28 protein-coding genes are annotated in these 25324 nt (G+C 39.5%); 15 read left to right on the top strand and 13 right to left on the bottom strand.

The features are described 5' to 3' along the window. Positions 1-33: 33 nt before the first annotated feature. The 4 genes from ID47_RS01355 (at position 34) to ID47_RS01340 (ending at position 7822) form a co-directional block, all read left to right on the top strand. Positions 34-3651, top strand: coding sequence for a hypothetical protein (locus ID47_RS01355; protein ID WP_038463018.1), 3618 nt, complete (start codon positions 34-36; stop codon positions 3649-3651). A 95-nt stretch (positions 3652-3746) separates the two neighbouring features. Then, positions 3747-5150 (top strand): hypothetical protein, encoded by a 1404-nt coding sequence (locus ID47_RS01350; protein ID WP_038463016.1) that lies wholly within the window; start codon positions 3747-3749, stop codon positions 5148-5150. Between the two features lie 232 nt (positions 5151-5382). Beyond that, positions 5383-6090 (top strand): IS6 family transposase, encoded by a 708-nt coding sequence (locus tag ID47_RS01345; RefSeq protein ID WP_038463013.1) that lies wholly within the window; start codon positions 5383-5385, stop codon positions 6088-6090. Positions 6091-6553: 463 nt separating this feature from the next. Then, positions 6554-7822: an Rpn family recombination-promoting nuclease/putative transposase gene (locus tag ID47_RS01340; protein WP_038463011.1), complete on the top strand. Its 1269-nt coding sequence runs from the start codon at positions 6554-6556 to the stop codon at positions 7820-7822. 48 nt (positions 7823-7870) lie between these two features. Here ID47_RS01340 and ID47_RS01335 read toward each other — a convergent pair whose 3' ends face one another. Both ID47_RS01335 and ID47_RS01330 read right to left on the bottom strand, forming a co-directional pair. Then, positions 7871-8059 carry a hypothetical protein gene (locus tag ID47_RS01335; RefSeq protein ID WP_038463009.1) on the bottom strand — a complete coding sequence of 63 codons (189 nt, stop codon included), beginning with the start codon at positions 8057-8059 and terminating at the stop codon, positions 7871-7873. A gap of 189 nt (positions 8060-8248) precedes the next feature. Beyond that, positions 8249-8818: a recombinase family protein gene (locus ID47_RS01330; protein WP_038463006.1), complete on the bottom strand. Its 570-nt coding sequence runs from the start codon at positions 8816-8818 to the stop codon at positions 8249-8251. A 453-nt stretch (positions 8819-9271) separates the two neighbouring features. Between ID47_RS01330 and ID47_RS01325 the strand changes: the two genes are divergently transcribed. The 3 genes from ID47_RS01325 to ID47_RS01320 are packed head-to-tail and all read left to right on the top strand — an operon-like array spanning position 9272 to position 9894. Further along, a complete protein-coding gene (locus ID47_RS01325; RefSeq protein WP_038463004.1) occupies positions 9272-9514 on the top strand; it encodes an AbrB/MazE/SpoVT family DNA-binding domain-containing protein in 243 nt (80 codons plus the stop codon). Further along, the gene (locus tag ID47_RS13075) at positions 9507-9653 is read left to right on the top strand and encodes a PIN domain-containing protein (protein WP_198022385.1); all 147 of its coding nucleotides are present in this window, start codon (positions 9507-9509) and stop codon (positions 9651-9653) included. The genes ID47_RS01325 and ID47_RS13075 overlap by 8 nt, the downstream gene beginning before the upstream one ends. 1 nt (position 9654) lies before the next feature. Beyond that, on the top strand, positions 9655-9894 hold the full coding sequence (locus ID47_RS01320) for a PIN domain-containing protein (RefSeq protein ID WP_232223250.1): 240 nt from the start codon (positions 9655-9657) through the stop codon (positions 9892-9894). 161 nt (positions 9895-10055) lie between these two features. On the opposite strand, the gene ID47_RS12740 is transcribed toward ID47_RS01320, so the two are convergent. From ID47_RS12740 to ID47_RS01280, 9 genes are all read right to left on the bottom strand, one after another. Continuing rightward, positions 10056-10229 carry a hypothetical protein gene (locus ID47_RS12740; protein WP_156956605.1) on the bottom strand — a complete coding sequence of 58 codons (174 nt, stop codon included), beginning with the start codon at positions 10227-10229 and terminating at the stop codon, positions 10056-10058. Between the two features lie 34 nt (positions 10230-10263). Then, on the bottom strand, positions 10264-10785 hold the full coding sequence (locus ID47_RS01315) for a hypothetical protein (RefSeq protein WP_038463002.1): 522 nt from the start codon (positions 10783-10785) through the stop codon (positions 10264-10266). Between the two features lie 59 nt (positions 10786-10844). Further along, the gene (locus ID47_RS01310; RefSeq protein ID WP_156956604.1) at positions 10845-12575 is read right to left on the bottom strand and encodes a Panacea domain-containing protein; all 1731 of its coding nucleotides are present in this window, start codon (positions 12573-12575) and stop codon (positions 10845-10847) included. Positions 12576-12580: 5 nt separating this feature from the next. After that, a complete protein-coding gene (locus ID47_RS01305; protein WP_038462998.1) occupies positions 12581-13846 on the bottom strand; it encodes a hypothetical protein in 1266 nt (421 codons plus the stop codon). Positions 13847-14321: 475 nt separating this feature from the next. Then, positions 14322-14888: a Fic family protein gene (locus ID47_RS01295; protein ID WP_156956603.1), complete on the bottom strand. Its 567-nt coding sequence runs from the start codon at positions 14886-14888 to the stop codon at positions 14322-14324. After that, positions 14863-15189 carry a Fic/DOC family N-terminal domain-containing protein gene (locus ID47_RS01290; RefSeq protein WP_038462991.1) on the bottom strand — a complete coding sequence of 109 codons (327 nt, stop codon included), beginning with the start codon at positions 15187-15189 and terminating at the stop codon, positions 14863-14865. Before ID47_RS01290 ends, ID47_RS01295 begins: the two co-directional genes overlap by 26 nt. Before the next feature lie 227 nt (positions 15190-15416). After that, positions 15417-15677: a ProQ/FINO family protein gene (locus ID47_RS12210; protein WP_232223301.1), complete on the bottom strand. Its 261-nt coding sequence runs from the start codon at positions 15675-15677 to the stop codon at positions 15417-15419. A gap of 31 nt (positions 15678-15708) precedes the next feature. After that, entirely contained in the window at positions 15709-15867 is a 159-nt protein-coding gene (locus ID47_RS13365; protein ID WP_232223249.1) for a hypothetical protein, read from the bottom strand. A gap of 229 nt (positions 15868-16096) precedes the next feature. Further along, positions 16097-16807 (bottom strand): IS6 family transposase, encoded by a 711-nt coding sequence (locus tag ID47_RS01280; protein WP_038462986.1) that lies wholly within the window; start codon positions 16805-16807, stop codon positions 16097-16099. A gap of 1015 nt (positions 16808-17822) precedes the next feature. On the opposite strand from ID47_RS01280, the gene ID47_RS01275 reads away from it, so the two are divergent. The 7 genes from ID47_RS01275 to ID47_RS01245 are packed head-to-tail and all read left to right on the top strand — an operon-like array spanning position 17823 to position 23368. Continuing rightward, on the top strand, positions 17823-18128 hold the full coding sequence (locus ID47_RS01275; protein ID WP_038462984.1) for a helix-turn-helix domain-containing protein: 306 nt from the start codon (positions 17823-17825) through the stop codon (positions 18126-18128). 56 nt (positions 18129-18184) lie between these two features. Then, the gene (locus ID47_RS01270) at positions 18185-18895 is read left to right on the top strand and encodes an IS6 family transposase (RefSeq protein WP_038462904.1); all 711 of its coding nucleotides are present in this window, start codon (positions 18185-18187) and stop codon (positions 18893-18895) included. A gap of 59 nt (positions 18896-18954) precedes the next feature. Further along, entirely contained in the window at positions 18955-19560 is a 606-nt protein-coding gene (gene traW, locus ID47_RS01265; RefSeq protein ID WP_075261541.1) for a type-F conjugative transfer system protein TraW, read from the top strand. Next, entirely contained in the window at positions 19553-20557 is a 1005-nt protein-coding gene (gene traU, locus ID47_RS01260; RefSeq protein WP_051908383.1) for a conjugal transfer pilus assembly protein TraU, read from the top strand. The genes traW and traU overlap by 8 nt, the downstream gene beginning before the upstream one ends. Beyond that, a complete protein-coding gene (gene trbC, locus ID47_RS11515) occupies positions 20542-21087 on the top strand; it encodes a type-F conjugative transfer system pilin assembly protein TrbC (protein ID WP_051908380.1) in 546 nt (181 codons plus the stop codon). Before traU ends, trbC begins: the two co-directional genes overlap by 16 nt. A gap of 38 nt (positions 21088-21125) precedes the next feature. Next, the gene (locus tag ID47_RS11510; RefSeq protein ID WP_084675830.1) at positions 21126-22631 is read left to right on the top strand and encodes a conjugal transfer protein TraN; all 1506 of its coding nucleotides are present in this window, start codon (positions 21126-21128) and stop codon (positions 22629-22631) included. 5 nt (positions 22632-22636) lie between these two features. Continuing rightward, positions 22637-23368, top strand: a complete 732-nt coding sequence (locus ID47_RS01245; protein ID WP_198022310.1) for a conjugal transfer protein TraF — start codon at positions 22637-22639, stop codon at positions 23366-23368. A gap of 8 nt (positions 23369-23376) precedes the next feature. On the opposite strand, the gene ID47_RS01240 is transcribed toward ID47_RS01245, so the two are convergent. Both ID47_RS01240 and relB read right to left on the bottom strand, forming a co-directional pair. Beyond that, entirely contained in the window at positions 23377-23655 is a 279-nt protein-coding gene (locus ID47_RS01240) for a type II toxin-antitoxin system RelE family toxin (protein ID WP_198022309.1), read from the bottom strand. Next, positions 23648-23869, bottom strand: a complete 222-nt coding sequence (relB, locus tag ID47_RS01235) for a type II toxin-antitoxin system RelB family antitoxin (protein WP_038462975.1) — start codon at positions 23867-23869, stop codon at positions 23648-23650. The genes ID47_RS01240 and relB overlap by 8 nt, the downstream gene beginning before the upstream one ends. 38 nt (positions 23870-23907) lie before the next feature. On the opposite strand from relB, the gene ID47_RS01230 reads away from it, so the two are divergent. Further along, positions 23908-25317 carry a conjugal transfer protein TraH gene (locus ID47_RS01230; protein WP_038462973.1) on the top strand — a complete coding sequence of 470 codons (1410 nt, stop codon included), beginning with the start codon at positions 23908-23910 and terminating at the stop codon, positions 25315-25317. Positions 25318-25324 lie beyond the last annotated feature (7 nt).

The raw sequence follows: 25324 nt of genomic DNA, 5'->3' as shown, positions 1-25324 counted from the left end.
CAATGAAGTTACATAAAATTTAAGGATAATAAAATGGACCAACAAAATCTTATCGTCCCCCTGAATGTGCAAGCTTATTGTATAAGTGGCAATGATGCCAGTATAGACGGAAGCGGTATTCCTTTTGTACCTGCTGATGCAGACTTCTCATTGCTTCCTTATATGGTGAATAGCGAACAGCATAACATTGGTGCAAATCTAAGTGCTAATATTCTATCTATCCCATTTGATACGATAACCAATTTAGAAAGAGGAGTCCATTTACACTGGGCTCTTCCTAATGCCTTGATTCGAGGAAGTCATGACACGAGCTCTCGCTCACTAAATTTCCCCTCTGTCCCCAATCGTTGGTTAATAACAAGATTGGGATTCGATTCAGCGAATACATTAGTCAATACACAATCCTGGGTGGTTGAAAGTGACTTTCTAGATACCACTCAAAATGGCCCCTGTACCTCAGTCCCCTATCAGTATGGTACCTATGGCACTGACGGCAACCAACCTTTTCGGTATATGGGAAGAGTGGTACCTTTACAAAGTTGGACAGGCGAAAATACTGAAAATTCATATTATGATAATCTAACAGCGATCGGTTATGGGAATATTAACTTTTCCTCATTCTATCCCAATTGTAGATCTGTATTTGGTTTTTATGATGATGTTCAAGATATACAGCAATCTCTAACCTTAACATACAGTGTGGTGGGTTGGTATAGCGAGGACAATAAAGATTTTCTTAATAGTCTGGGTAATGGAGAAAACACACAAGATTGGCTTGCAAGTCAAGACTGGGGATTGTCACCGGAGGCTCAACAGCAATTGGTTCTCAATACCTCAGCTTCTTTATATAGTGGCTTTATCCAAAACATTCAGTGGAACCCTAATCAGCAAAGTTACTTTGACAGCAGCCCACTCGAGGCGTCAGTTGTTTGTGGTAATACAGGCATAGAAGCTTTATCTGCTTTCTTTATGCATTATACTTCTTCCCCAGAAGCGACCCCTCTCACTTCCCATACGGAAGATATTTTAAATGCCTTCCAGCTAGGGATGTTAAAAGAGTTAGAAAGTCCTGAGGGAATTCTTAAAATCCAACAAACTTTACATCATAAGAGATTCACCCAAAAAGATGGAGGGCCTTTATGGACAATTGCTCCTATAACTCTTGAATCAAATTCAACATCACCGCTTCAAACTAAGACTATGCTACCCCCTCAGTGGGGCTCGCAGTTAAATCAATTAAATGAGAAGCAGCTTTCTCTGAATAACCTTCGGAATAGTATTGATTCTCTGCGCTGGCAGATCTTCAGCGATTGGAGTAAGTTCATGACTCTAAAATATCCTCCAGGTGAGGTCACCAATACAGGTTCATGGCCTTTTGCTGCTTCAGATGTCTCAGATTACATTAAATCTGAAATGAGCAATATGGGTGGGGTTTTGCCGAATATTCAAAATTCACTTATCCAATTGCTAGAGGAATCCTACCACTTATCAGCCGAAGTGAAAAACCTTGCAGATGCTCTCCAAGCAAAGATTTCAAACGCCAATCCTAATAATCCTATTCAATATATCTTAACCTGTGATAAAGCTTTTTCTGGTCGCTATTATAGTCCTGCGAATCCTTCCCTCTTAATTGCAGGGAACGCAAACGAAACCTGGAATTATGCGGGTAATAGGAATAAGACGCCTGACGGTATTCTAGATTGCAGAATATCAAATCAGGTTATTGCGGCACCTTCATCAATCCCTATTAGCAATACCAATCTACTCTATAGTAATGATATTAATGCTTTAGTTAATGAGGCCGCCTGGTTGTCAAATAGCAATAATTTATCGTCGTCCCCCCCTTCTAACGGAACTTTACCAAGTTCTGTCGCGATGCAGAGTTGGCTTCCTGCTCAATGGTTTCCCTTATTATTGCAATGGAAGATAGAATATTTTCCTCTTAAAAGAACGAACTACCCTGTCTACGATTCAGACCACATCATTAAAAACTTTGAGCTTGATAAGTTGGGGGGTGAGCTCGCTTTTAATGGATCCCCTGAATTTGACACAGGTATTTATGGGAATTATTCAGGTACAGTTGTTTTAACTCCCAGCAATAAAGAAACTCTGCTCTGTAAGCTTCAAGCCTTTTTAAAGCAACACCCCAATCCTAAATTAGAAGCAATTCTTACCCAGCTTAATGAAGTACCTCTCTTATCTCAATCTTTGGATGGATATTTTGAGCAAATGCTCATGCGACAAAAGACATTACAATTAGATATTTTTGACCCTCTATCTGGGGGAGAAAAACCCTTCAATGAAGAGGTGGGAATTGCCGTTGGTGGTATGAATATAACGGCTCCCTTACCCGAAAATATTTATTCTCCTATTAATGATGGTGTTTTTCAAATTACCCAGCTTCAGGTAGTTGATGCGTTTGGGAGAATTCAAGCTATTGATATATCAACAACTCCTGTCATTTATCCTGAGAGTGCCACCATAATAAAGGTTGAAAGCCAGGACTATGCCCACTTATCTACCAATATCGTTCAAGATAGCAGGCTGTCCTTTGATTTCTTGACTGCCGTAAGTCAGCAGGAAGAAATGAATACTCATCCAGCGATAAGCCCTATCTGCGGCTGGGTTTTTCCCAATAATTTAGATGATAGTCTTATGTTCTATGACCCACTAGGTAATCCTATCGGATCACTGGTGGCAGGATCAGAAGAAATAGTTTGGCAAAGTGCCCCTGGACGCTTTCCGTTTGGCACTTCAATGGAAGACTGTTTCAATGGAGTGAATAACTCTTTTGAGGGGATAAATACAGTCCTCTATAATATGGCAAATGTTACTTTAAATAATGGCCTGCAGTATTTTAAGGATCTCATTAGAGCGATCAATCAAAGCTTATCTTATATAGAACCCAGTGGCTATACAGGTACAATCAGTAATGCTGTGTTGTGTGGCAGCCCCTTAGCCCTTGTTCAAGCCTCTATAAGACTTGAACTTCAAGGATTACCGTCCCCTGATGAGAGCTATGATGCGTTGCAAAACGATATGAATAATTCCAACATTATTGATCGTACAGAAGATGGGTTTACTCAGGTGCAATTTCCTGTACAACTGGGTGATTTAAGCGATTTTCAGGATGGGCTGATCGGATATTTTGCAGGCTCTACGCCAAATGTGGACTATACAACCTTTTATACAACCAATGATAAATCAGAGGAAGACACTAAAATTATCGCCGGTAATAAGCTATTCCTCACCCCTTATTCTGAATACTATGCTTCAAGCGACCCGACCCAATACGTGTCTATGCTAATTGACCCCCGAGCTTCCATTAATGCGATTAGTGGTATTTTGCCAGTTAAAACAATAAAAGTGCCTGAGACTCAATATGCGCAAGCATTGAACTCGATTTACATTACTTTTTTAACCGCGCCTATTATCACTGATGCCAATAATGAAACAGGGAGTATATATATTCCAACCCCTACCCAAGGAGGGGCAAACTGGTCCTGGCTTACTGCTTCTAATGAGGCCTGGAGCCAAGATAAAGTAGTCGCGACGGGGGGGACTGTATTTGCAAACCCTCAACAGATTAGTGAAGGATGGCTAAAACTTCAAGAAAATCCTGCTCCAGAAACGCAGAGTGAAGAAGGATGAAGTAGGTTAAGATAAGTGTCCTTACATAAAGTAGGTTAAGAAAATCTGCTTTATATAACACAATATTTATTATTATAGTAAACAAGGCTAAAACAATGACGAGAGTACTTTACTGGAATATAGAAAAATTTACTTACGATTCAAAAATTAATGATCGGATAAACTATATACGTACTACTTTTTTTAACAATCAAGACGAAGAGTACTTTCCCGATATAATTGTAATTGTTGAAGTTGTTGGCGATAAAAATGCTACTACTGGATATAATCGGTTACTGCAAAATCCAGACTCGCAACATGCTCTCCTTCTCTTACGTGATGCCCTAAATGATCTTGACGAGTATAACGATACAAGACCCTGGTATTTAGTTCCTCCTCTTACTAGTGGAAGAGGAAATTACAATGAAGCTGTTGCCGTTTTCTACAATAGTTGTACCCTAGCTTTTACGGGGCCGAATATGTTGGGTGCCGACCAAAATCAAAGTGTTCCTATAAGTGGGAATCTAGCCCCAACATCTTATGCTCAGCCTTGGAATGAAGTTCTACCTGATATAGACAGTGGAGTTCTTGTTTCTGGCAGTGATTTTCAACATTTTAAACAAAACGAACTCGCAAGTATGTATTTAATGTATCTCACTAATATTAATGGATACGCATCAGATCGAGGAGCTTTGGTTACAACGTTTAAGGAAAATGGAAATTTAGAAAGAAGTATAAAATTAATTGCGGTTCACACCTCCCCTGAAGGGGTTGAGAATCAATTTAACTCTTTTGCAGCGAGGATTGCTAAGGGGTCTGAATGTTCTCCTACTCAAGATGAAATTATCGCTATTGTTGGTGACTTTAATATCGACTCTTATGATCAAAACATGTTATTACACAAGCAGCTCCTAAATAAGAGTAATTGGATAATGTACCCATATCCCGGTGGAGAGAAGAAGGCAGGAGATGCAAGACGACCGTACTGTCAAACTCATTTATTACCATCTTATAAGGCTACACCTTTTAATAATCTGCGCGGTAACGGAGGTACATATGAATCAACCGATCCTACACATGGTGTATACCCCCGTTACGGATATATGGGAAACACCGCTAAATGCTCTAATAATAACATTAAGTGTATCGCTGGAGGGGCCATTGATTATATCTTCCTACTTGATGGAAGCAATGATATAGACCCAAAAAATTACTACGGGACAATCGTTAATCCTATCGTGGGATCACCTTATAACTGTATATCTCCTACCGATGATACTATTGATTTAACAAAAGGACTCACTTATCCCAGAGATGCAGGTTTTGAAGTTTGTCTTCCACTACCAGGTCAGCCTAGCGATCCTCGGTACTCTAACAATAAAATTACTGAACAAGGAGGATTAATTGATATAGGCCAAGGCCCAGGAAATACAAATTATCCTCTACAACTTGCTTTTCAGAATAATTTCGAAAAAGTAAGAGATCGCAGCGACCATTTGCCTCTTATTTTTGAGTTTTAAAAACTTAAATAAAGTCGGTATTGTCAAGTTACTGAGAGAAGTGTGATAAGCTGGCGTTGTTACATTAACTCAAGAGGAGTATATTTTCCTGATTATGAGGTGCTTTAGACAAAATTATCCTGTGTTTGAGTAGATTGATGCCAAATACTTAAGGCCTGATGCGGCTCCGTCAAGTTGTTGAGATTAATACGCGCCTAGTTTAAAATCCTTTTGAAAAAAGGAGGGTCGAACCATGAGTGAGCGGTATAAAGGCTATCGGATACCTAAAAGCATTATTGGTTATGCTGTGAGACGATATTACCGTTTTAAGCTGAGCTTAAGAGATGTTAGTGAAATGCTTTTAGAACGCGGTGTCGAAGTTACTTATGAAACAATTCGTAATTGGTGTCGTACCTGGGGCCCAGTGTTTGCCAAAACAATACGTCGCAAGAGAGGCTCTTCTTTCAAAGACAAATGGCACATTGATGAAATGAGAATAAAGATCAAGGGAGAAATCTTTTGGCTCTGGCGCTTGATCGATAGTGACGGTGAGGAAATAGAGATTCTTCTCCAAAAAAGACGCAATGCCAAAGCCGCTATACGATTTTTGAAGTTGGCCCTTAAAAGAGTTAGAGTTTCTCCAAGGGTTATGATCACGGATAAACTGAGAAGTTACAGAAAAGCCCACCGTGTCTTATTTAAATCTGTTGAACATCGTTCTCACAAGCGCCTTAATAATCGAATAGAAAACAGCCACCAGCCAACCCGGGAAAAGGAAAGGCAAATGCGAGGTTTTAAAAGTCCTGGTGGTGCGCAAAGATTTCTCAGTAGCATGGGTGTTTTTCGGAATCTTTTAAAAGTTGGTCGATATAAATATTCTGCCCCAGACTATAGACAGAAACTTAAAATAGCTTTTGTGACATTTGATGATATTGTTTCTTCAAGCCAGAATTATGCCTAAAAATAGAAGAAAGGCGCTTCTCTAACTTCTTATCCAAACAACTTGACGGAGCCGATTAGAGTTTTAGGAATACGATACCCTTTGTATTTTTCATCCATTATCTTGGCCCAACAACATCTATTCTTAAGCCAAAGCTACTCCATATCACCTTTTCTTCACATTAACTTGACGGCCCCACATTCCGGTACAATCTCCTGCCCCAGTTGAATAAAATATTAACAGGTATTAGTGGTATTCTTAATAGATTTTCTGTACTCTGTAATAGAATCCTTATAACGGCCAACTTTAAATAAATTATTAATGCTTGCCTATTTTTGGCAGGCTTATGGCATGAAATTGGGGATAAAATCCCCCTTGAAGTCAGCATAACGCATGATTATATATAACTTAATAATAATATTATAAGCGCGTTTTTTTGTCTCTCTTTAATGAACTTTTTTAATTTTTCAACATGAGGTAAAATATGGTCAACCTTTCTTCTTCTTTTTCTCTGAAAGCCCTTATGACCGTTGTGGGAGTAAGTTTCTCAATAACCCAAGCAATGGATAGCCCCTCTTCGTCTCCACATTCACATCGAAAGCGTTCATTTGACGAGTCCCGGCAGACCGAAGAAGAGCCTTCTCATGGACAAGTCTTCGCTCGCGCCACTTTGGACCCCGTTGCCAAATATGTTTTGGATGATCAAGAAGTTTTAAAAGGGTTTATCCAAACTTTTGCAGGGGTCTCTGGGGTAGAAATTATTCAAATCCTCGATAATAATCTTAATCCTTTGGAGCGAAAATATTCTAATCTTTACGAAGCCTTTAGCAAAGTAAAACCTAAACTCAAAAAAATGATGGAAGAGGACAAAGAAAGAACTCAAACTCTTTATAGAGTTGAAAAAAGACTAAGTGAAGATGCTGCGTATGTCAAAGACGAGGGATTAACAGGTTTTCTTTATGAACTGGCTCGCCATCAGGACGATTTGTCTAAAATACTTCCTGATCCTAAAAGACCCCAAGTGGACGTTTTATGCAAATTTTCCCAGCGGGATGAGAATGATCATCTTAAAGAAGAGCTTGCGTTAGTTGAAATACAAGTCGCTCAACAAGATTACTGGGATCAACGAGGGTTAGCCTATGCCGCTCTTATTTATGGTAATCAACTTCGTCGCTCAGAAGAATGGTCGAAACTCAAGAATGTAATTGCCATCAACATTTTAGGAGGGGGGGTCAATAATGTGAAATACTGGCAGGGCGGAAAATATGTGCGCCATTACCAGTTTCAAGATAAACACGATCCGCAAAATGTAATGCCATACATGCAAGTAATCCAATATTCTTTAGGAGATGCTGACTTAGATTCTGAAGAATTTAAAGAAGAGAGGAATAAAAATTTGAAAGATTGGCTTGATTTTTATCGCAACGGTCATCGAAAAGAAGCGGTTCCCGAAGGAATAGATCCTGATCTAGAGAAAGCTTATAAAAGGATAAAATTTGATCAACTGCCTGAGGAAATAAGAGAATTTTATGAAAAACAACTAACGTTGCTTGAAAACTTCAAGACCCATGAAGCGGCTGTAAGGGAAGAAGCAAAAGCCGTAGGAGTGGCCGAAGGATTAGAGAAAGGTAAAGAAGAAGGTAAAATTGAAGGTAAACAGGAAATTGCCAGAAATATGTTATACCAAGGTTTAGATAAGGCATTAATTTCTCAACTTACTGGTTTTTCTGTAGAAGAAATAGAAAACTTGTAAAATAGGGCCCAGCTTGAAGAGTGTTAATCTGTAAAAATTTAAGGTTGGCTAGTTAGAATGGATCTTTTTTTGAAGACTTAAAAATAACTGTTGCTCAGCTTCTTTAAAATATACATTGCCATTGACATACATATATAAGGTTGGGGTGGCATTTCCCAGCCGTTTTGCTACGGCTTGCGTGACTGCTTTTTGATTCTGCATAGCGGTCATGGCTACCTTCAATAAATCGGGATACATTTTACGAGGGCGGCCCCCTTTCCTTCCCCGAGTGCGCGTTGCCTCTTATCCAGCCTTCGCTCTTTTCCCTTCTTCTGAGGCCACAAACCTCCCCAATACCAATTTACTTACGGGGAGCGATCATATTTATTGGACTCCCTGCCCTGTTAAAACTTTAAAGCTAATTTCTTTATTTTAAGATTTGTAACCCTAAATATCAATAGAGCTCCGTCCTCCGGGCAGGTGCCGGTACAGAGTAGAAGGTGCAACAGAAAGCCTTTTAGCCACTTCTTCAACCGTAATATTGTGATCTTTCAGTAAAGCTTTAGCGGCAATGAGATCTTCAGCTTTTAAAGAAGGTGGCCGGCCCCCTACCCTTCCCAATTTTTTAGCAGCCGATAATCCAGCTAAGGTTCTTTCTTTAATAATAGAGCGTTCAAACTCAGCCAAAGAAGCAAAAATATGAAAAATTAAACGCCCGCCTGAGGTAGTGGTATTGATCGCTTCGGTAAGCGATTGAAATCCTATCTGCTGGTCTTCTAATTTTTCGACGGTTTCGATAAGTTGCTTGAGAGAGCGAGCTAAGCGGTCAAGCTTCCAAACGACGAGGGTATCGCCTGGATGCATATAATTGAGAGCAGCGGTTAACTCAGGTCGTTCTCGTTGAGCGCCTGACGCTTTTTCTGTAAAGATCTTATGACATCCCGCTTCTTTTAAAGCGTCCAGCTGTAAAGATAGATTCTGATCTTGGGTCGAGACCCGCGCATAACCAACGAGCATATTTTCCTCCTAAAACTCATCTTTAGTATACCTTTTCAGAGCTTTTATTTCAAGAAAGGGTTTTGAGAGATTAAATTGTAAAAAATGAGAACCTTTTCTTCTCCTGTGGCTCTTCTCTTATAAACGAACGTTTTTGAGAGAGAAGAAAAAATGACAATTTCTTATCTTAACCCTTTTCATAGAGTGACTTTTATACCTACTTTAGGAAATAGGTTAAAAATAATTTTTTGTACCTGAAAAAATATCCCTAACTTAATAGGATTTACTCCTTATTTTATAACCTAGTTTAATAATTAAAAAATTCTGTAATTACATTTTTCTAGAAAAATTTTTTATTCATAAATAAATTTATTTTTCTAAATTAGAATAATAGATACTACTTTAAATTAACACTAAAGGCTATTATAATAAGTTTTTATAAAGCTTATCTATATTCATAAATTAGGATTCATTATGGCTATAAGGACTAAAATAACAACAGGGGGAAAAATTTCTATTCCTTCTACTTATAGAAAACAATTAGAATTAAAGGAAGGGGAAGAAATCTTAATGGATATACAAGAAGGACAACTTATTATTTCTTCTTTAAGAACATCTTTATTAAAAGCACGAAATTTAATCAATAAGTACAAATCAAAGAATGCAAGCTTAGACAAACAATTAACCTCGCCTCAGGAAGAAGAAAACAATGAGTAAAGTTATCCTTGATGCCTCTGCCCTTCTTGCCCTTATCAAAGATGAACCCGGCGCTCCTATCATAGATAGGCTTGCTCGGCCAAATTGTTATGTCCACTCTCAGCTTATCGGAAGCAGCGACTACCCTCCTCCAATCTAACATGACTTTACAAGAGTGTGAAGACTGCCTGCTCCCCTTAGTTTCTCAGGTTATTCCTTTTGAGGCTTCCCATGCTTTGCTGACAGCTAATTTAACCAAACAGTTTAAAGGTAAAGGCTTATCACTAGAAGCTCGAGCTTGTCTTGCTTTAGGCATAAAAATGAATCTTCCTGTTTATACTGTGAACCCAGGGTGGGCTAATTTAGGGTTAACCAATGTTGAGATTAGATGTATCAGATAACCCTGCCCTTTATGTCTCAAGAAGCGATATAATGAGACCTTCATTCTTATTGTGCTAATTCTTTTCCCTCTTAAACAATTTATTATAGATTATTAGAGAAAGATACAAGGGTTGTTTCATAGAAAGTGACTCTATTGTTTCATAAGATTTTTATACTTCCCTTAGGGTCCTACAATGCTTTCAGGTAAACCATGATCCTTTGCCCATTGGCGGGCCTTATCTTCTAAATCTTTTTTTTCAATATTATCGGGCAAACAGAAGAAAGGAGGAAGACTAATACTTCTGGTAACATCGACTGGGGCTATACGTCCTCCTTCACATAGCCAACTATGCATAATATCTAACCTTTGCTACTACTTTACTCATTTATTAATTAGAAACCTTTTCTCCACTTAGTTCGGGAACATTATCCTCTCCAATCTTTATGCTTTCCTCTTTCTTTTTGCGTTTTTGTTTTCTTTTGTTTTTCTTAGTTTCTTTCTCTATTTTCCTTTTTTCAGGCGTCCTTGTTTTCTTTTCAGTAAGCTCTAACTCTGTTTGGCTACCCTCAACTGATACCTCAGTTTTTTTCTTTTTTCTGCTTTTACCTAGCTTCTCAGAAACCTCGTCTCGATCCCTTTTAATGTTCTCTTCCGGTAATTGGGGAGGGAGACTTTTTTCTTTAAGCTTGTGCAAGAATTTTTCCATCATGCGAAAGGACGGTAAGCTTCTGGCAGATTTTTCAATTTTAGGCGTATAAGAGAAGGATTGTAGAGTAAGATTAGAATTTTTTTCTAATGAGGGAATAATCCAGGCTTGGTTTGTCCTTGTAAGATTTATTATCCTTATAACAGGATAGGATGACAAAGCTTCAAGCTGGCTCGCTATACTATCCTTTGAATATAAACTCATATCCAATTCTAACTCACCCTCTTTTAAAATAGTTTTCTCTTCTAAAGGGAGTCGTTTTTCTATTTTTTTCCTTTATCCTTCTTTGGCTGCGATAAATGTATTGTCTCCGTGACAGGTTCTGTTGCAGTAGCGGTGAAATGAGGCTCTTTCTTTTTTATAATCTGGATTTTTTCGCCTCTTGCAAACCTATTTAAGAATTTTGAGAATTGTTTGTTAGGATAGCGCTCATCTAAAGAGTATTGAATAATTTTTATGGGATGCTCTTTAGAGAGTAAGCCTTCTATCCAGCTTTTTTTATGGGAGACGCCATACCGTAAGATAAGGGTGTGAGCTTGGGAAATATCCTTTGCGTAATGGCTTAAACGCTCTTTACTGGTATATCTTAAATCTATCTTAACCAATTTCTGGTCATCTAATATTTGGACTGATTTTATCATACGATTGATCAAGTTAATTAAAAAAAGACGATAAGGAATAGAATGTCTTGCCTCAGGAGTAGAGGTATACATTTTAATCTCCTCATTGAAGCTTTTTTTAAGCAACTGTCTTCGGATAATTTCTTCATCAAGAGGAGTGCCTTTAACTTGTCTGGCCTCAGTTCTAGGCCAATTTTGGTCATACTCCGAATTAACAATTTTCTGAATTTTCTGCCAAGGTTGTTCCATATGCGATAGTTCCACTAGCCACAAAGGATGACCTGAAAATAGATGAACGTTGCCTCTATAAAAGCTATCCACTATAAAAGCTGTAGCATCAGATAGAATTCTAGGTGGATTATTAATGGTTCTCCATGTTCGAAGTTTATTATATACTGGTCCGGCTGCCATTGCTTCAGATTGTGTGTTAACAAATCTTTCTTGCTCACCTAACAAAGTGTTGTCGGCTGCTTTATTCAATGTTCTCATGCTTGTGTCTAGAAAATAAGCATGTTTGTGGCATGCATTATAGAAGGCGTAGTTATGATCGCCCTTAAGTTGAGATTGAGACTGATGCAAATAAGAAGGCTGCTCGCTTGCACCCTTTAGCCTCAATGTTTGTAATACATAAGCATGAATATCAGTAACTTTTCTTCCACTTAATTCTTGATTTTTTTCAGAAGATAGCCTTTTTATTTCTTCTATAAGCTGGGCTTCCCATTTATGTATTGGAAGATCATCTAATTTATGTAGTACAGCCAGAAAAAATAGCTTTAATGAATCTTGGATGGACCTTGGATAATCCTTTCGAGAAGAAAATCCCCCTTTTATCCATTTCTTGATTTCCTCTTTAGAAGTTAGCTTGATTGTCCCTATTAAACCTACTTTTTTTATCTCATCGGTATTAATATCCCTTTCAATATTAATCTGTTGTACGCGTTCACTTCTTTCAGCTACATATTCTTGAGCCTCTTCAATTCTACGATAGGCTGCTCTAAGCATAAAATCAGCACCCTCATAAATATCTTTTTTAGGATTAGACGACTGAGCAAGGTGTTTAGAGTTTAAAAGAAGGAAGGCATAATTAGCCATAGAGTTTGAGTGCCCTCCTTTTGCTGCTTTTTTAAGATTTTGTTCTGCTTGCATCCTAATAGAGACATCTGGTGAATCAAAAACTCTTTCCTCCCAATCATAGAAAGCAGTGTTAGCTGCTTCTAAAGTCTCTTCATCATAGTCACTCATATATCCTAGGTCTAATTCTGAAAATGCTTCATTCAGCTCAGATTCAAAATTATAACTGTTTTCAGCCCCAGTACTGTTGAAAATTCCTAACAATATGTGAAAAATCATAAAATATAGAGGTATATATCTCATTAGATTTACTCTCCTTTAATGAGGGTGTGCGCAAGTAGTGGAAGCTCGCTATCAAATGTTTGTCTACCTTCAATGCCACCCATAAAACTAATCTTGCTTTCTCCATCAAATCCAATTCTTGCCCTAGCAGTTTTATCCTTTTTCAATCTCTCTATTAGCTCTTCTGATTCTGGAACTGAAGCAACCAGGTCATCAGTATAACTTTTTATTGCAGAAGCCAGAAAATGTAATTTCAACTTAGTCTTTAGGCTAGATTGAAGGGTATGTAATAACCTATTCCCCCACTCAGACTCTCGAAAAATTCTATCCGCACAGCAAAGACACACACTATTGGAGGAAGCTATATTGATAACAATAGCTAGTTCCTCTTTTTGGTAGTCTTTGTCCTGAGTTATTTCCTTTATTTTCTTTATAGCCTTAGTAATAAATTCCTCAGAGGACAAGTATGTAAGTAAACCTTGTTCAGTATGTAAAAAACGCATATTAAAATGGGTATCATTGATTTTCGCTTTATTTAAGCTTTTCTGGACGTAATCTTGTCTTTCTTTAATCAGATAACTATAAGTTTCAAACTTATATCCTGCAGTAATACGTTGGATTAAAAAAGGCCTCTTTCTCTCTCGCGCTAATTTACGTTCTTCAGGAGGTAACAAGTCATCTATAAATCTGAATTTCTCCTTATGAAAAGCAGCTGGGAGGTTATTTTTAACCGGTTCACTTGGCCATCCTGAAACCCATACACTCTGATCATTTTCTATTTCAATATCTAAGTTGCTGGTGGTGGAGATTATATCTACACGATATCTTAAAAGATTAGTACTGCTGGGCCTATCATTAAATGCCAAAAATTTTCTCACCTGGGGTGTAAGATCTTTCAAATGCTGACAAGCACTCTTATGCCAGTCTTTAAATTCATGATTATGAAAGGATAGGTTTTTATCATTCCATATAGCTCGACTATCCAAATAAGAGTGGCAATTTTTGTCATCCTCCGTTAGAGAAAAAAAATGAGCCGGCTTAATTTCTTCTTCTTCACTATCTAATCCTCTGTCAGTAGGGCTGCTCGAAGAAGTGTTTTGGGACTCTTCACCTCTTTCTTTATTGAGCTCTACTTCCTCTTCTCCTTTAATATTTGATAAGGAAGGAGGAATAAATCTTCCTTCTCCTCCTGTTACCTCGTTATCAGCTGCCGTAATTGGATTAACGAGAAAAATAAATATTATGCTTAGCCAATACAAAGAGGTCTTTTTAGCTTTTAAACAGAGAGACATCTTAAACCTTATAGCTTAAATTCGTTCTAAAGGATTTTAGAATTTATTCAGTTATACTCCATACAGGAAAATACGATATTTTTTGTACTTTTTTGAAAATGATAGGGAAGCTAAGCTGAAACGGCGCTGATACTATCGTCTTAAAATGAGAAGTAAGTGGTGCAGCTTATATCAGGATCAAATAGGTTACTCTATTATTTGCATCAGACGGCATTAATTTTAATCGGTCCTATCTAAGATAGGTAAGACTTCCGCTGCACAATAAATTCGGCCCCATTTGCTCTCATTAATCTTCTTCAAAATGCCAGCAGCTTCTAGCTTACGGATAGCTTTTTGCGCGGTTGTATAATTGACCCTGAGGTCGCGAGCAACATTACTTATTAAAAGAAAAGGGTTCTTCACTAAATTCTGAACAATGCTTCTTGGAGCAGAGGCTCCGGATCTTGTAAGCTGTGTCTGCCAAGCACTTAACAAATCACTTAAGCGATCTGTCGAGCGTATCTTCCGCTTGCACCGCCACACCGTTGATAAAATATATCAGCCACTCAGCCAGGCTGCCTTCCATAGGAGAATTATCAAGATGCCAGTCATAGGTCTCTCGTGTTGCTTCAAAGTAGGGACTTAGAGAGAGCATTGGAAATGGCAATACTTTTCGATCCATGAGCAATAAATTAAGCAGTAATCGTCCAACATGAGGGTTCATTCCTGATGAGGGTGCTAAAGTGACAAAGTGAGAATAGCATAGGGCGCTCTGGATTAAGGGTGGAAGAACTTTATCTTGAAATAAAAGCTGAAGCTTTTCTAAGCTCTCGCTTAAACTTTCCTGAGACAGAGGCTGAGCATGGGTGTTCGACGGGAGGGACTCCGAAAAAGGAATGATTCTTAAGTTAATTCTTAAGCTTCTTGGACCGCCATAAGGAAGGTTAATGTCCTGTTCTAAAAGGTGTTGAACCTTTTGAAGCAGAGGCAACGATATAGGCCCCTCTTTCAGCTGCTCTATTCCATAAGTGAGGGCCTCACCATAATTCTCGATTTGCTTCACCTCCCATGGATAAAGAGGAGTATAAGCCCGCATTATTGAGGAATATCTCTCGCAGGGTGGCTCGCGACCCGTCTAACCGAGCCGAAGCCACGGTTTCTCGAAGAAGGAGCGATGAAATAAAGAGAGGCGAGAGGTGACTCATTTCCTGGGCTAGCTTGCCCATGAGGTAATCCGCTCTCGAAAGAGTCCTCACAAGAGCGGTACTCCATTCAAAATTAGCGGTCAGAGAACTTTTCACCAAAGCCGCCTTGTTACTGAGGGGATTGTCCTCTCTTGCAGTTGAGCTAAATTGTGTATTCATTTGAGTTCCTTGATAACACTTAGCAAGAGAATAACGCTCGAGACCTCTATTCCTTTAGAAATAGGAAGGTAGGTATGACCGAGCCAATCTTTTACACTTCTCCCCCAAAGTCCTTGCTTTCACCAGCGGCAGCTTTGAGGCCTCTAATTTAAAAAGGAGAAGGGTTTATGCCAAGCTAATAAATATAAGAGAAATAGAATAGCTATGATATTCACGCCCCCTACCATTTAGAGAGTCTCCTTTGAGGGCTTAACCTTCTTAGCCTTGAGGCGAGCATTGTAGCGCTCTTTAAGGTGTTTGAGTTTTTCTAAAGCATAAGCTTTATCAGTTTGGGTAATTTCTTCTATGGGCTCGCCTTGGAGATTGTGGCGATGGGTTTCGTCGACCAAAGCCTTAAGATATTTATGCCATCTTGTATAGAAAGCTAAGGTATAGCGGATCAAGATCCGAGCAAAAGGTAACTCTTGGGCAAAGATATACTTTTCAATGCGTTTCTTAAGCGGCTTGGGCGTATCTTTGCTAAAACAGTGGGGATAATGTCGTCTGCAGCCATTCTAAAGCCTTCCGGATGCTCTTGGCGCGCTCTTGCCGGGCTTTAAGCTGCTGCTGCCGCTGATGAGCTTCAGGTGAAGTCTTCGCACTTTCCTCTTTAGGCTTAGTCGAGTACAGGACTAACATTACTGCTAGTCCAGCCTCTAAGAACCGTGCGGGCCACTTTCATGGCACACGGCTCAAGCCCTCATAAGGCTGAATGATTTTCAGCCCGGTCAGCTCAGTATTGTAACTGAGTTTACGGCGGCGTTGCTTTTCCAATTCTCTCTTTGCAAAGTAATCCTTGTAAAAGGGGTCAAAAGGGCACCGTCAACTTAACTAAAAAAGGTTATATTGTGGTTATGAACTGTCAATTTTAGACAGAAAGAAGCTCTAGAGCCGCCTCCAGCCAAATGGTCTTGGCGGCGGCAAAAGCAAACCGTTGATCAGGAGCTTTATTCTTGTACCGACTAACTTTTACTGAAAAGATATTGCGGACCTTCCCCATCAGGGACAATAATCTCTGAACGCCAGGAGCAGACTTAAATTTTATCAAGCATTTTTCTTTGCGGCGAGTCGGTTGATGGGCGTTTTCAATACGATTGTTGAGCCGCTTGTGAGTCCTGTGATCTGCTTTACGGCACATGAATTGGATCGGCTTTACATAGCTTTTCAATTTGTCGGTAACAATAACTCTTGGGGCTGGGTACGTCCCCAATAATCGGCTTAGGAATCTGATAGCAGATTTCTTATTGCGATGTTTTTGGAGAAAGATATCGAGCTCGATTCCGTCGCTATCGACGGCTCTCCATAAGACAAACACCTCTCCATTAATCTTAAGAGCCATTTCATCCAGGTGCCATTTATCACTTGGTTTCCTCTCATGCTTCTTGATGACATCTATAAAATGAAGAGCGAATTTAGTGCACCATTTCCTGACTGTCTCATGACTCAGGATAATTCCTCGAAAGGCTAGTTGTTCCTGGACATCTCTATAACTAAGGTTAAAGCGGTAATAAAGCCATACAGCTTGACTGATTATTGAGACTGGGAAGCGGTGACGTTTGGGAGCTTTGGTTAAAGACATGACAGAATCATACCAGGTTTATTTTTTCCTTACTTTATTCCTATTTTGATCCTTTGTTAAGTTGACGGTGCCCTTTTTGCACATGAATTAAAATTTTATTAATAAGTAAGTTAATTTTAAGAGAGATATGATTTTATCAGATATAAATAATTATGATGTATCTTCAGGAAATCTTTTGCGTGTAGCATAGGTTAAACACTTGGTATAAATGTTTTTCTATTCCCCACGCGATTACACAGAAAAAACTTATATCTAAAAGTAATGAGATTGGCATAATATGAATATGGCATTCTAATGCCATAAATTAAGTTAGACTTACAGTATGTCTAACATATTTTACTTAGCAAAATGCGTTAGCAGTTACACACAACGTTAAGCTTATCCTTAAAAAGGATCCTAAAAACGATATTAATCCTATACATATAACATACATATAGCATACGTATGTTATATGTATGAGCGTGATATAACATTCCAATGCTGTACATTTAGATTAGAGTTACAATATGTTTAACCTATTTTACCTAGAAAATGCGTTAGCAGTTACACACAACGTTAAGCTTATCCTTAAAAAGGATCCTACAAACAATATTAATCCTATACATATAACATACATATAGCATACGTATATTATATGTATGAGCAGAATATAACATTCCAGTACTGTACATAGGTAAGACTTACATTGTGTTTAACATATTTTACCTAGTAAATGGGGTAGTAGTTATACACAAACTTAACTTATCCTTAAAAAAGGATCTTAAAAAAATTAATACTGTATATATAGCATACAAATGGCATACGTATATTATATGTATGAGCGTGATATAACATTGCAATGCTGCTTATTTAGGTTAGATATATAAAACATCTAGTCTGCCATATCCAAAAAAATGCTACATTAAGTCTCACAATAAATTAAGTTCATCCTTTTCGAATATTTTAACTCTATTGAATTAATGTAGATTAAGTGATAACGTTATTTTATTCTTAAACTTAAACTTAAAATATGTAAATGGCTGAAACAATCGAAGTAAAAATGACTACCCCTGAAGCAGCAGATTATCTAGGTATTACAATTCAGCATGTACATAAACTGCTAAAAACAAAAGGATTACCTTATCAAAAAAGCCAAAATAGAATATTTTTTGGGCATGAATCTGCAAAATCTTTATTTAATACGCCCTTCAAAAAGAAAATAATCACATTTCAAATTGTAAAAGGGGGAACAGGGAAAACTTCGCTTGCACACTCTTTCGCAATTAGAGCAAGTTTATATGGTGCGAAAGTTTTATGCGTGGACCTGGCACCGTCAACTTAACAAAGGATCAAAATAGGAATAAAGTAAGGAAAAAATAAACCTGGTATGATTCTGTCATGTCTTTAACCAAAGCTCCCAAACGTCACCGCTTCCCAGTCTCAATAATCAGTCAAGCTGTATGGCTTTATTACCGCTTTAACCTTAGTTATAGAGATGTCCAGGAACAACTAGCCTTTCGAGGAATTATCCTGAGTCATGAGACAGTCAGGAAATGGTGCACTAAATTCGCTCTTCATTTTATAGATGTCATCAAGAAGCATGAGAGGAAACCAAGTGATAAATGGCACCTGGATGAAATGGCTCTTAAGATTAATGGAGAGGTGTTTGTCTTATGGAGAGCCGTCGATAGCGACGGAATCGAGCTCGATATCTTTCTCCAAAAACATCGCAATAAGAAATCTGCTATCAGATTCCTAAGCCGATTATTGGGGACGTACCCAGCCCCAAGAGTTATTGTTACCGACAAATTGAAAAGCTATGTAAAGCCGATCCAATTCATGTGCCGTAAAGCAGATCACAGGACTCACAAGCGGCTCAACAATCGTATTGAAAACGCCCATCAACCGACTCGCCGCAAAGAAAAATGCTTGATAAAATTTAAGTCTGCTCCTGGCGTTCAGAGATTATTGTCCCTGATGGGGAAGGTCCGCAATATCTTTTCAGTAGAAGTTAGTCGGTACAAGAATAAAGCTCCTGATCAACGGTTTGCTTTTGCCGCCGCCAAGACCATTTGGCTGGAGGCGGCTCTAGAGCTTCTTTCTGTCTAAAATTGACAGTTCATAACCACAATATAACCTTTTTTAGTTAAGTTGACGGTGCCCTTTTACTGTCTCTAATCTCTGGTCTCTATGCCAAAGATCTTGGATCTTTCGGCACAACCTTTCCCATTGCGGAGGAGAGTTTGCTTGAAGTTATTGAGAAAAAACTAGGTCATCTTTCAGAATTAGGTCAACTGGAATCCCATCAACAGATTGTTCAAGACCAGATGAAGCATAAAGCCTTAAATCCCGTGGCTGTTAAGGGCATAAGCCGGGCTACAACGAGCACAACCCGATTTTATGATCCCAGCATCAAAGTGCCTTATGACCTGAAAGATCATGAGGGTCGAATCTTCCAGCAGGCTGGTACCGTTATCAATCCTCTTAAAACCCATGCCTTGACAAAACCGTTGCTGTTCATTAATGGAGAGGATCCAGAACAAGTGGCTTGGGCTTTATCTCAACACACTAGAAATCCCAGAGCTAAATTGATTTTGGTCCAAGGATCTCCTTTTAAATTAGCTCAAGAAAATGATTTTGCTGTTTTCTTTGATCAAGGCGGGAAATTGGTCAAGAAACTGGGGATTACAGAAGTTCCTACACTTGTGACTCAGAACGATGACAAGCTGCAAATTGATACTCTTGCTTTAGAACAGGAAGCCAATCATGACTAATCAAAGGCTGCAAAAAGTCTGGCAAATATTCATTTTTATCATAATGGGTATGACCTTATCTCATGCGAAGTGTCAGGGGCGATTTGTGAATCCCATTACAGATGTTTGCTGGAGTTGCATTTTCCCAATTACAATTAGTGGGGTAAGGGTATCCGCTGGTGGAGAGGATACACCCAATGTGACAAGGTCTCCAATATGCCAATGCCCAATGCCAGTGCCGCCTTATATAAGGTATGGTATTCCGATTTCCTTTTGGGAACCCGTAAGACTTGTTGATGTGACAAGAGAACCTTACTGCCTTGTTGCTATGGGCGGCATTCAGTTGATGCAGCAGAGTGTTAAAGGACAGGGGGCTGTCGATAATGGGCGAACAACTCGAACAAGAGCCAGTTTCTACCAAGTCCACTGGTATATGTATCCTTTGCTTTATTGGCTCGAGCTTCTAACAGACTTTAGTTGCATGGAAAAAGGTGATCCTGATTTGGGGTATATGAGTGAGCTTGATCCCTTCTGGGATGACGATGAAACGGCATTTATCTTAAATCCTGAAGCCGTGCTATTTGCCAATCCTATTGCTCAAGCAGCTTGTGCTGCTGATTGTGTCGCAGCCAGTGCCGGTTTCCCCCTGGATCCATTGTTCTGGTGTGCTGGCTGTCAGGGGAGTCTATATCCCTTTGTGGGAACAGTGGCCGCTCATGTGGGCGGTGTTCAAGCAAGCTTGCTGCTTGTTGAGAGAATGATAGCCAAACTTCACCGAGAAGGGCTTCTGTGGGGAACGGTTGGAACTGAAGGGCTTTGTAATCGTTTTCCTATGCCCATCATTCAAAAAAGCCAATATAAGACTCAGATAGTCTATCCCATTCCTTCAACCGCTTCTCGTCAATGTCATCCCTTAGGCCGTAGTGAACAACTTTGGGCGAGTGGGAAGGAATTTCCTTACCAAGGGGAGGACTTTGCTTATCTAATCTGGAGGAAAAGATCATGTTGTCTACTGTAATTTTAGCCCTCTCAACTTTTTCTATAGCCTCTACTCCTCCAACTCTGGGCAAGGATATGAAAGGCCTTCAAGAAAACCCAGCTTACCAAGCAGGGCTTGACTGGGCTACAACAATGACCCATAAGACAGCAAAAGGCCCCCATAAGCCTTGTTGTCAGGCTGAACTTTTATACAAGAAAGCAATAAGTGATCCAAAAACAACGTCCCAGAGTCAATCCGATCAAATTCTCATTTTTATCTCATTTTCTATGCCTGAAGCATCTTTGAAAGCATTGGCGGACAGTATAACTTTCTCCGGTCAAAAGGTAACATTGGTTCTAAGAGGATTGGTTGAGAATAGTTTTAAAAAGACAGCCTTAAAGATTAAAGAATTGAAAACAGAAATGGAGATTAATCCTCAAAGCTTTGAAGCGTATAAAATTACTCAAGTGCCGACCTTCATTATGCTGCGAGAGGGGAAAGAGACGGCAAGATTAAGCGGAAATGTGACATTAAGTTTTGCGGCAACTAAGCTTCGGGAAGCCGCATAAAAATTCTTATCCATACTATAATTCTTTGTACCCCACTTATGGCGATGAAATCCCACCAAAACGGGCTTGCTTATACGCAACAGTTGTTGGAGAAGAATAAAAATGTTTCTCAAACAACGAATCCTTATATCGTCCCCGGCTATAAAACGGCTTCACCAAAAGAAGCTACCTTGGATGGGGGATCTATAGGAGAGGCAACTGTTCAAGAGACATCGACAAATCAGGTAGCCCAATCAATTAAAGAAATCTCTGAAAGTCGCGAATCTTACCGTTTGGACCCCGAAACAAACCCTTTATTCACCGTCGCCACTGAAGTCCAAAAAGATCCGGAAAAAGCAATGAAGGAAGTCATTATCCAAGCAGAAGGAGAGCCAGAACAAGGTGAGCTTCATCAGTGTGAAGAAGGAGGGGAAGAATATACGCGCACCTGTCATCGTCATTTAGAAATTGCCTTAAAAATTATCCCGTCCAGGCCCATTACTCAACAGTATTGTAGTGGCCATTGGAAGCATAAATGGAAAGGCAGTAAAAAATATTGCAGTCCTGGGTGCCAGTCCAGAGTCAGTGGTTATACACCCAAACAAGTTATTGTTGAAAAAGAAGAATGGGTTGATGACTGTCAGGTTTTGGAAGACATGGCTGATAGAGGGGTATGCCGTTATGCTCAAAAGATCAACAGTCAAAAAAATGAAACTCGGACGATTCAAGATGAACCAGTCACGCGAGATCATTTTGAGGAAACCCTTATTTACTCCTGTTCTCACCCAATTAAAAATAACTGTCAGAAATTAAAGGCTATGGGTTGCCAACAAACAAAGTCAGAGTGTCAGCAACGTGAAGTAGGGCGCTGTGTCGTTTGGCAGCAAACTTATTTGTGTGGCGGTCAAAAACAACATCAAACAAGATACCGCTCAACCTCATCAACCAGTCCCTTCTGTTTAACAGGAAATTGTGCCGACTCTTCCTATGAGGCCAATGGTGAAATGCTTGAAGCTTTAAGTCAGCTCTCTATCCTGAAGTCTATTCAAGACGATATGCGCGCCAAGATTTCCATTTTTAAAGGCGAAGTCAAGCAATGTTCCAAGCATTGCATCAATTTTAAAGACTGTTGTGGAACTGGAAAAGGATGGGGGACAGATCTTGGACTTTCCTCCTGTAAAGCAGAAGAAAAACAGCTTGTTGATCTTAGAAGAAACAACCGATGCGTTATGGTCGGAACCTATTGTGCTGAAAAGAAGGCAGGGGTCTGTATAAGGAAGAAGACAAGTTTCTGCTGTTTTGGATCTAAATTATCCCGATTGATTCAGGAACAAGGCAGGGGCCAATTGGGTCTCTCTTGGGGAGATCCCAAATCTCCTGATTGCCGAGGTCTCAAGCCAGAAGAGTTGAGTGGGTTGGATTTCTCAAAAATGAATCTATCCGAACTTTACGAAGGCGTCCAAAAAAACTTTACCAAAAAGAATCCTGACGAAATGTCAAAAACGATCACGTTAGACCGCGTTAAAGAGAGTATGAAGCTCAAATCAGAAGGATTTTCAAATTGATAAAAATGACATTATTTCTGATTTTATTGTTTTCAGATAGTCATGCCAAAACCTTCTATCAAGACCATGCCCGGGGTTGGCATTGGTATGAAAAGTTACCAATTCCAGAAGAGCCGAAACCTCAAGAAAAGGACCGTAAAAAGCCTCTAACTCCTGGAGAAAAGATGAAAGCTTATCGAGAAGAGTTGGAAAACCGGTTGGCTCAGGCCTGGATTAACCCTACCTCTCAAAATGTCAGCCGATATCAGGAAATGCAGCAAGATATGATGAATCGGTCCCAGACCTTTTCTCAAACGTGGATGAAGAACGTGTTTTCTAATGCAGGCCTTGATCATACCTTGATTGCACCAGTGAACCAGAAAGCTGTCCACGTTTATTTAGACCAACAAAAAGAAGAGAAACAACAGGTCATTCAATCACTCTCTCAAAGCCACGGATTATTTTTCTTTTATGCCAGTAACTGTTCTTACTGCCACCAGTTCGCACCAATTGTCAAATTCTTTGCGGACCAGTATGGCTGGGAAGTTTTAGCCATTAGTTTAGATGGCGGGCCAATTGATCTGTTTCCTAATGCTGTTCCAGATAATGGGCTGGCAAGTCAATGGAATGTCACCGCTTTGCCTTCCTTATTTGCCGTCAACCCAGAAAAAGAAGACGTTATTCAAGTGGCTCAAGGCATGACCAGCATCGATGAAATGGAGAATAGGATCATGGTGCTAACAAGGGGGAATAAATGATTATTAACTTATGGAATAAAGTCGTAAACATCTTTACGATGACCCACTTTCAAGGCGACGATCGTCATTTTGTCTTCTTCCAAGCGACAGATAACCCGATAATCGCCGATTCGATACGACCAGAAAGAACTCAGCTGGCCTTTCAAGGGCTTGCCATGGACTTTGGGATCAGGCTCCTGGACAAGTTTATCAAAAAAACTAAAAAGGCGACCCTGAATCGGTCGATCCAGTTTCTTAAATTCCCGTTCAACTTTTGGAGAGAAAATCAGTGTCCAATTTTTACTCAAACCCATATCGCTTTTTCATTTCCTCAAGAGTCGATCCCTTTCTGCCAGAGGCAAGAAACTCCTCGTAAGCGGCGACTGCTTCTTGAAGTTCTTCTTGGTCTTCTAAGAAATCTTCCAAGGCTTTTTTTACGTAATAACTCTTTGACCGTTTTGTCTTTAAGGACAAATCGGCCAATCTTTTTTCCAGACTTGCTGGTAACCGTACTGCAAGCATTTCAACACCTTCTTTCACATCTTATAAATAAGTATAACATGTATAACAAATTTTTCAATAGGGTCTTGGATTTCAGTTATGGGACCTTAAAGGCAAGTGCCTTTATTTTGATGGTTGGTATGACTTCTGGTCATGCCAGTATCGAAAAAGATTTACGTGGATTTTTTAATCGCAGTGTTTCAAAAAATGTGACAACGCCGTCCGCTTTTAAGGACCAAGCTGCCGGTTATTATACAGGCGGTAGCATTGTAACCCGTAACCAAGTTCGCAATGCGCAATTGATGACACTTCAAGTGCCTGGTTATAGAGCGGGATGTGGCGGCATTGATTTATGGACGGGTGGATTCTCTCATATCAGTTCGGATCGTCTGGTGGAGATGTTGCAGAATATAGGATCAGCTGCTGGATCTTATGCTTTTATGTTGGCTGTTCAATCAGTTTCTCCTCAAATTTATAATATTATGAATGAGCTCAATGCAATCGCCACGGAAATTAACCAGATGAACATTGGTTCTTGTGAGGCCGCTGCAACGGCCTTAGGGGGAATCTGGCCCAAGTCTGATGCCTCCTCAAAACACTTATGTCAAGCTATGGGAACGAATCTGGGGGCTTTTTCAGACTGGTCAGCGGCTCGGCAAGGTTGTGGGGCCAAAGGAGATCGCAGCAATATTTTATCCAGAAAAGAGAGTGATCCCCGTTATAAAGATATGCTTGTGGGCGAATTTAATCTATCGTGGAAAGCCATTCAAGCTAATGAATTTTTGATCAAAGATAAAGAACTCGCCCAACTCTTCTTAACCTTGGTCGGATCAATCATCTCTAGAAAATCAGGTGATGCCTTTCAAGTGATAAACTTGCCCGGCTATGCAGACCGGGATGATCTTCTGAATGGACTCTTAGGAGGGGGCGAGACAAAGGTTTACAAATGCACAACAAATGACTGTCTAGATCCAATCTTGTCGCCTGTCAGGATATCCGCCAGTAGTGCCTTGTTGATTCGAACCCAGAACATTTTAGAGTCTTTGGTGAACAAAATTTATGATGATGTTGCTCCCACCTCTGAAGAACAGGATTTTCTCAATTCAACCCGTCTGCCTGTCTATAAAATGTTGAATGTGGTAACAGCTTTTAGGAAAGGGTATGCCCCTGTGGATATTCACCAATATGGAGAACTGATTGCTTTGGATGTTCTCTACAAATATATTCTTGAAGTTCTCGATATTGTCCATGAAAGTGTTGTCCAATTAAAATCTGCGCAAGTTGATGATGCGCATATTGACCGGTTTATTAAAAGTTTGCGCCAGGCCCGCGAGCGAATTACAGAACGGCGTCAAAGTGCTTATCAGCAAATGGACAGCACATTGTCCTTTATTCAAGCAACTCAACTCATCGAAAAACAACTTCATGCCATGTTAGGCAGCATGACCGATGAACAAGGCTGGCTATAAGGAGAAA

Origin of the sequence: Candidatus Paracaedibacter acanthamoebae (assembly GCF_000742835.1) — a bacterium.
GTDB lineage: Bacteria > Pseudomonadota > Alphaproteobacteria > Paracaedibacterales > Paracaedibacteraceae > Paracaedibacter > Paracaedibacter acanthamoebae.
Note: the sequence above shows the minus strand (reverse complement) of the source record. Positions and strands in the feature narration are given on the sequence as shown.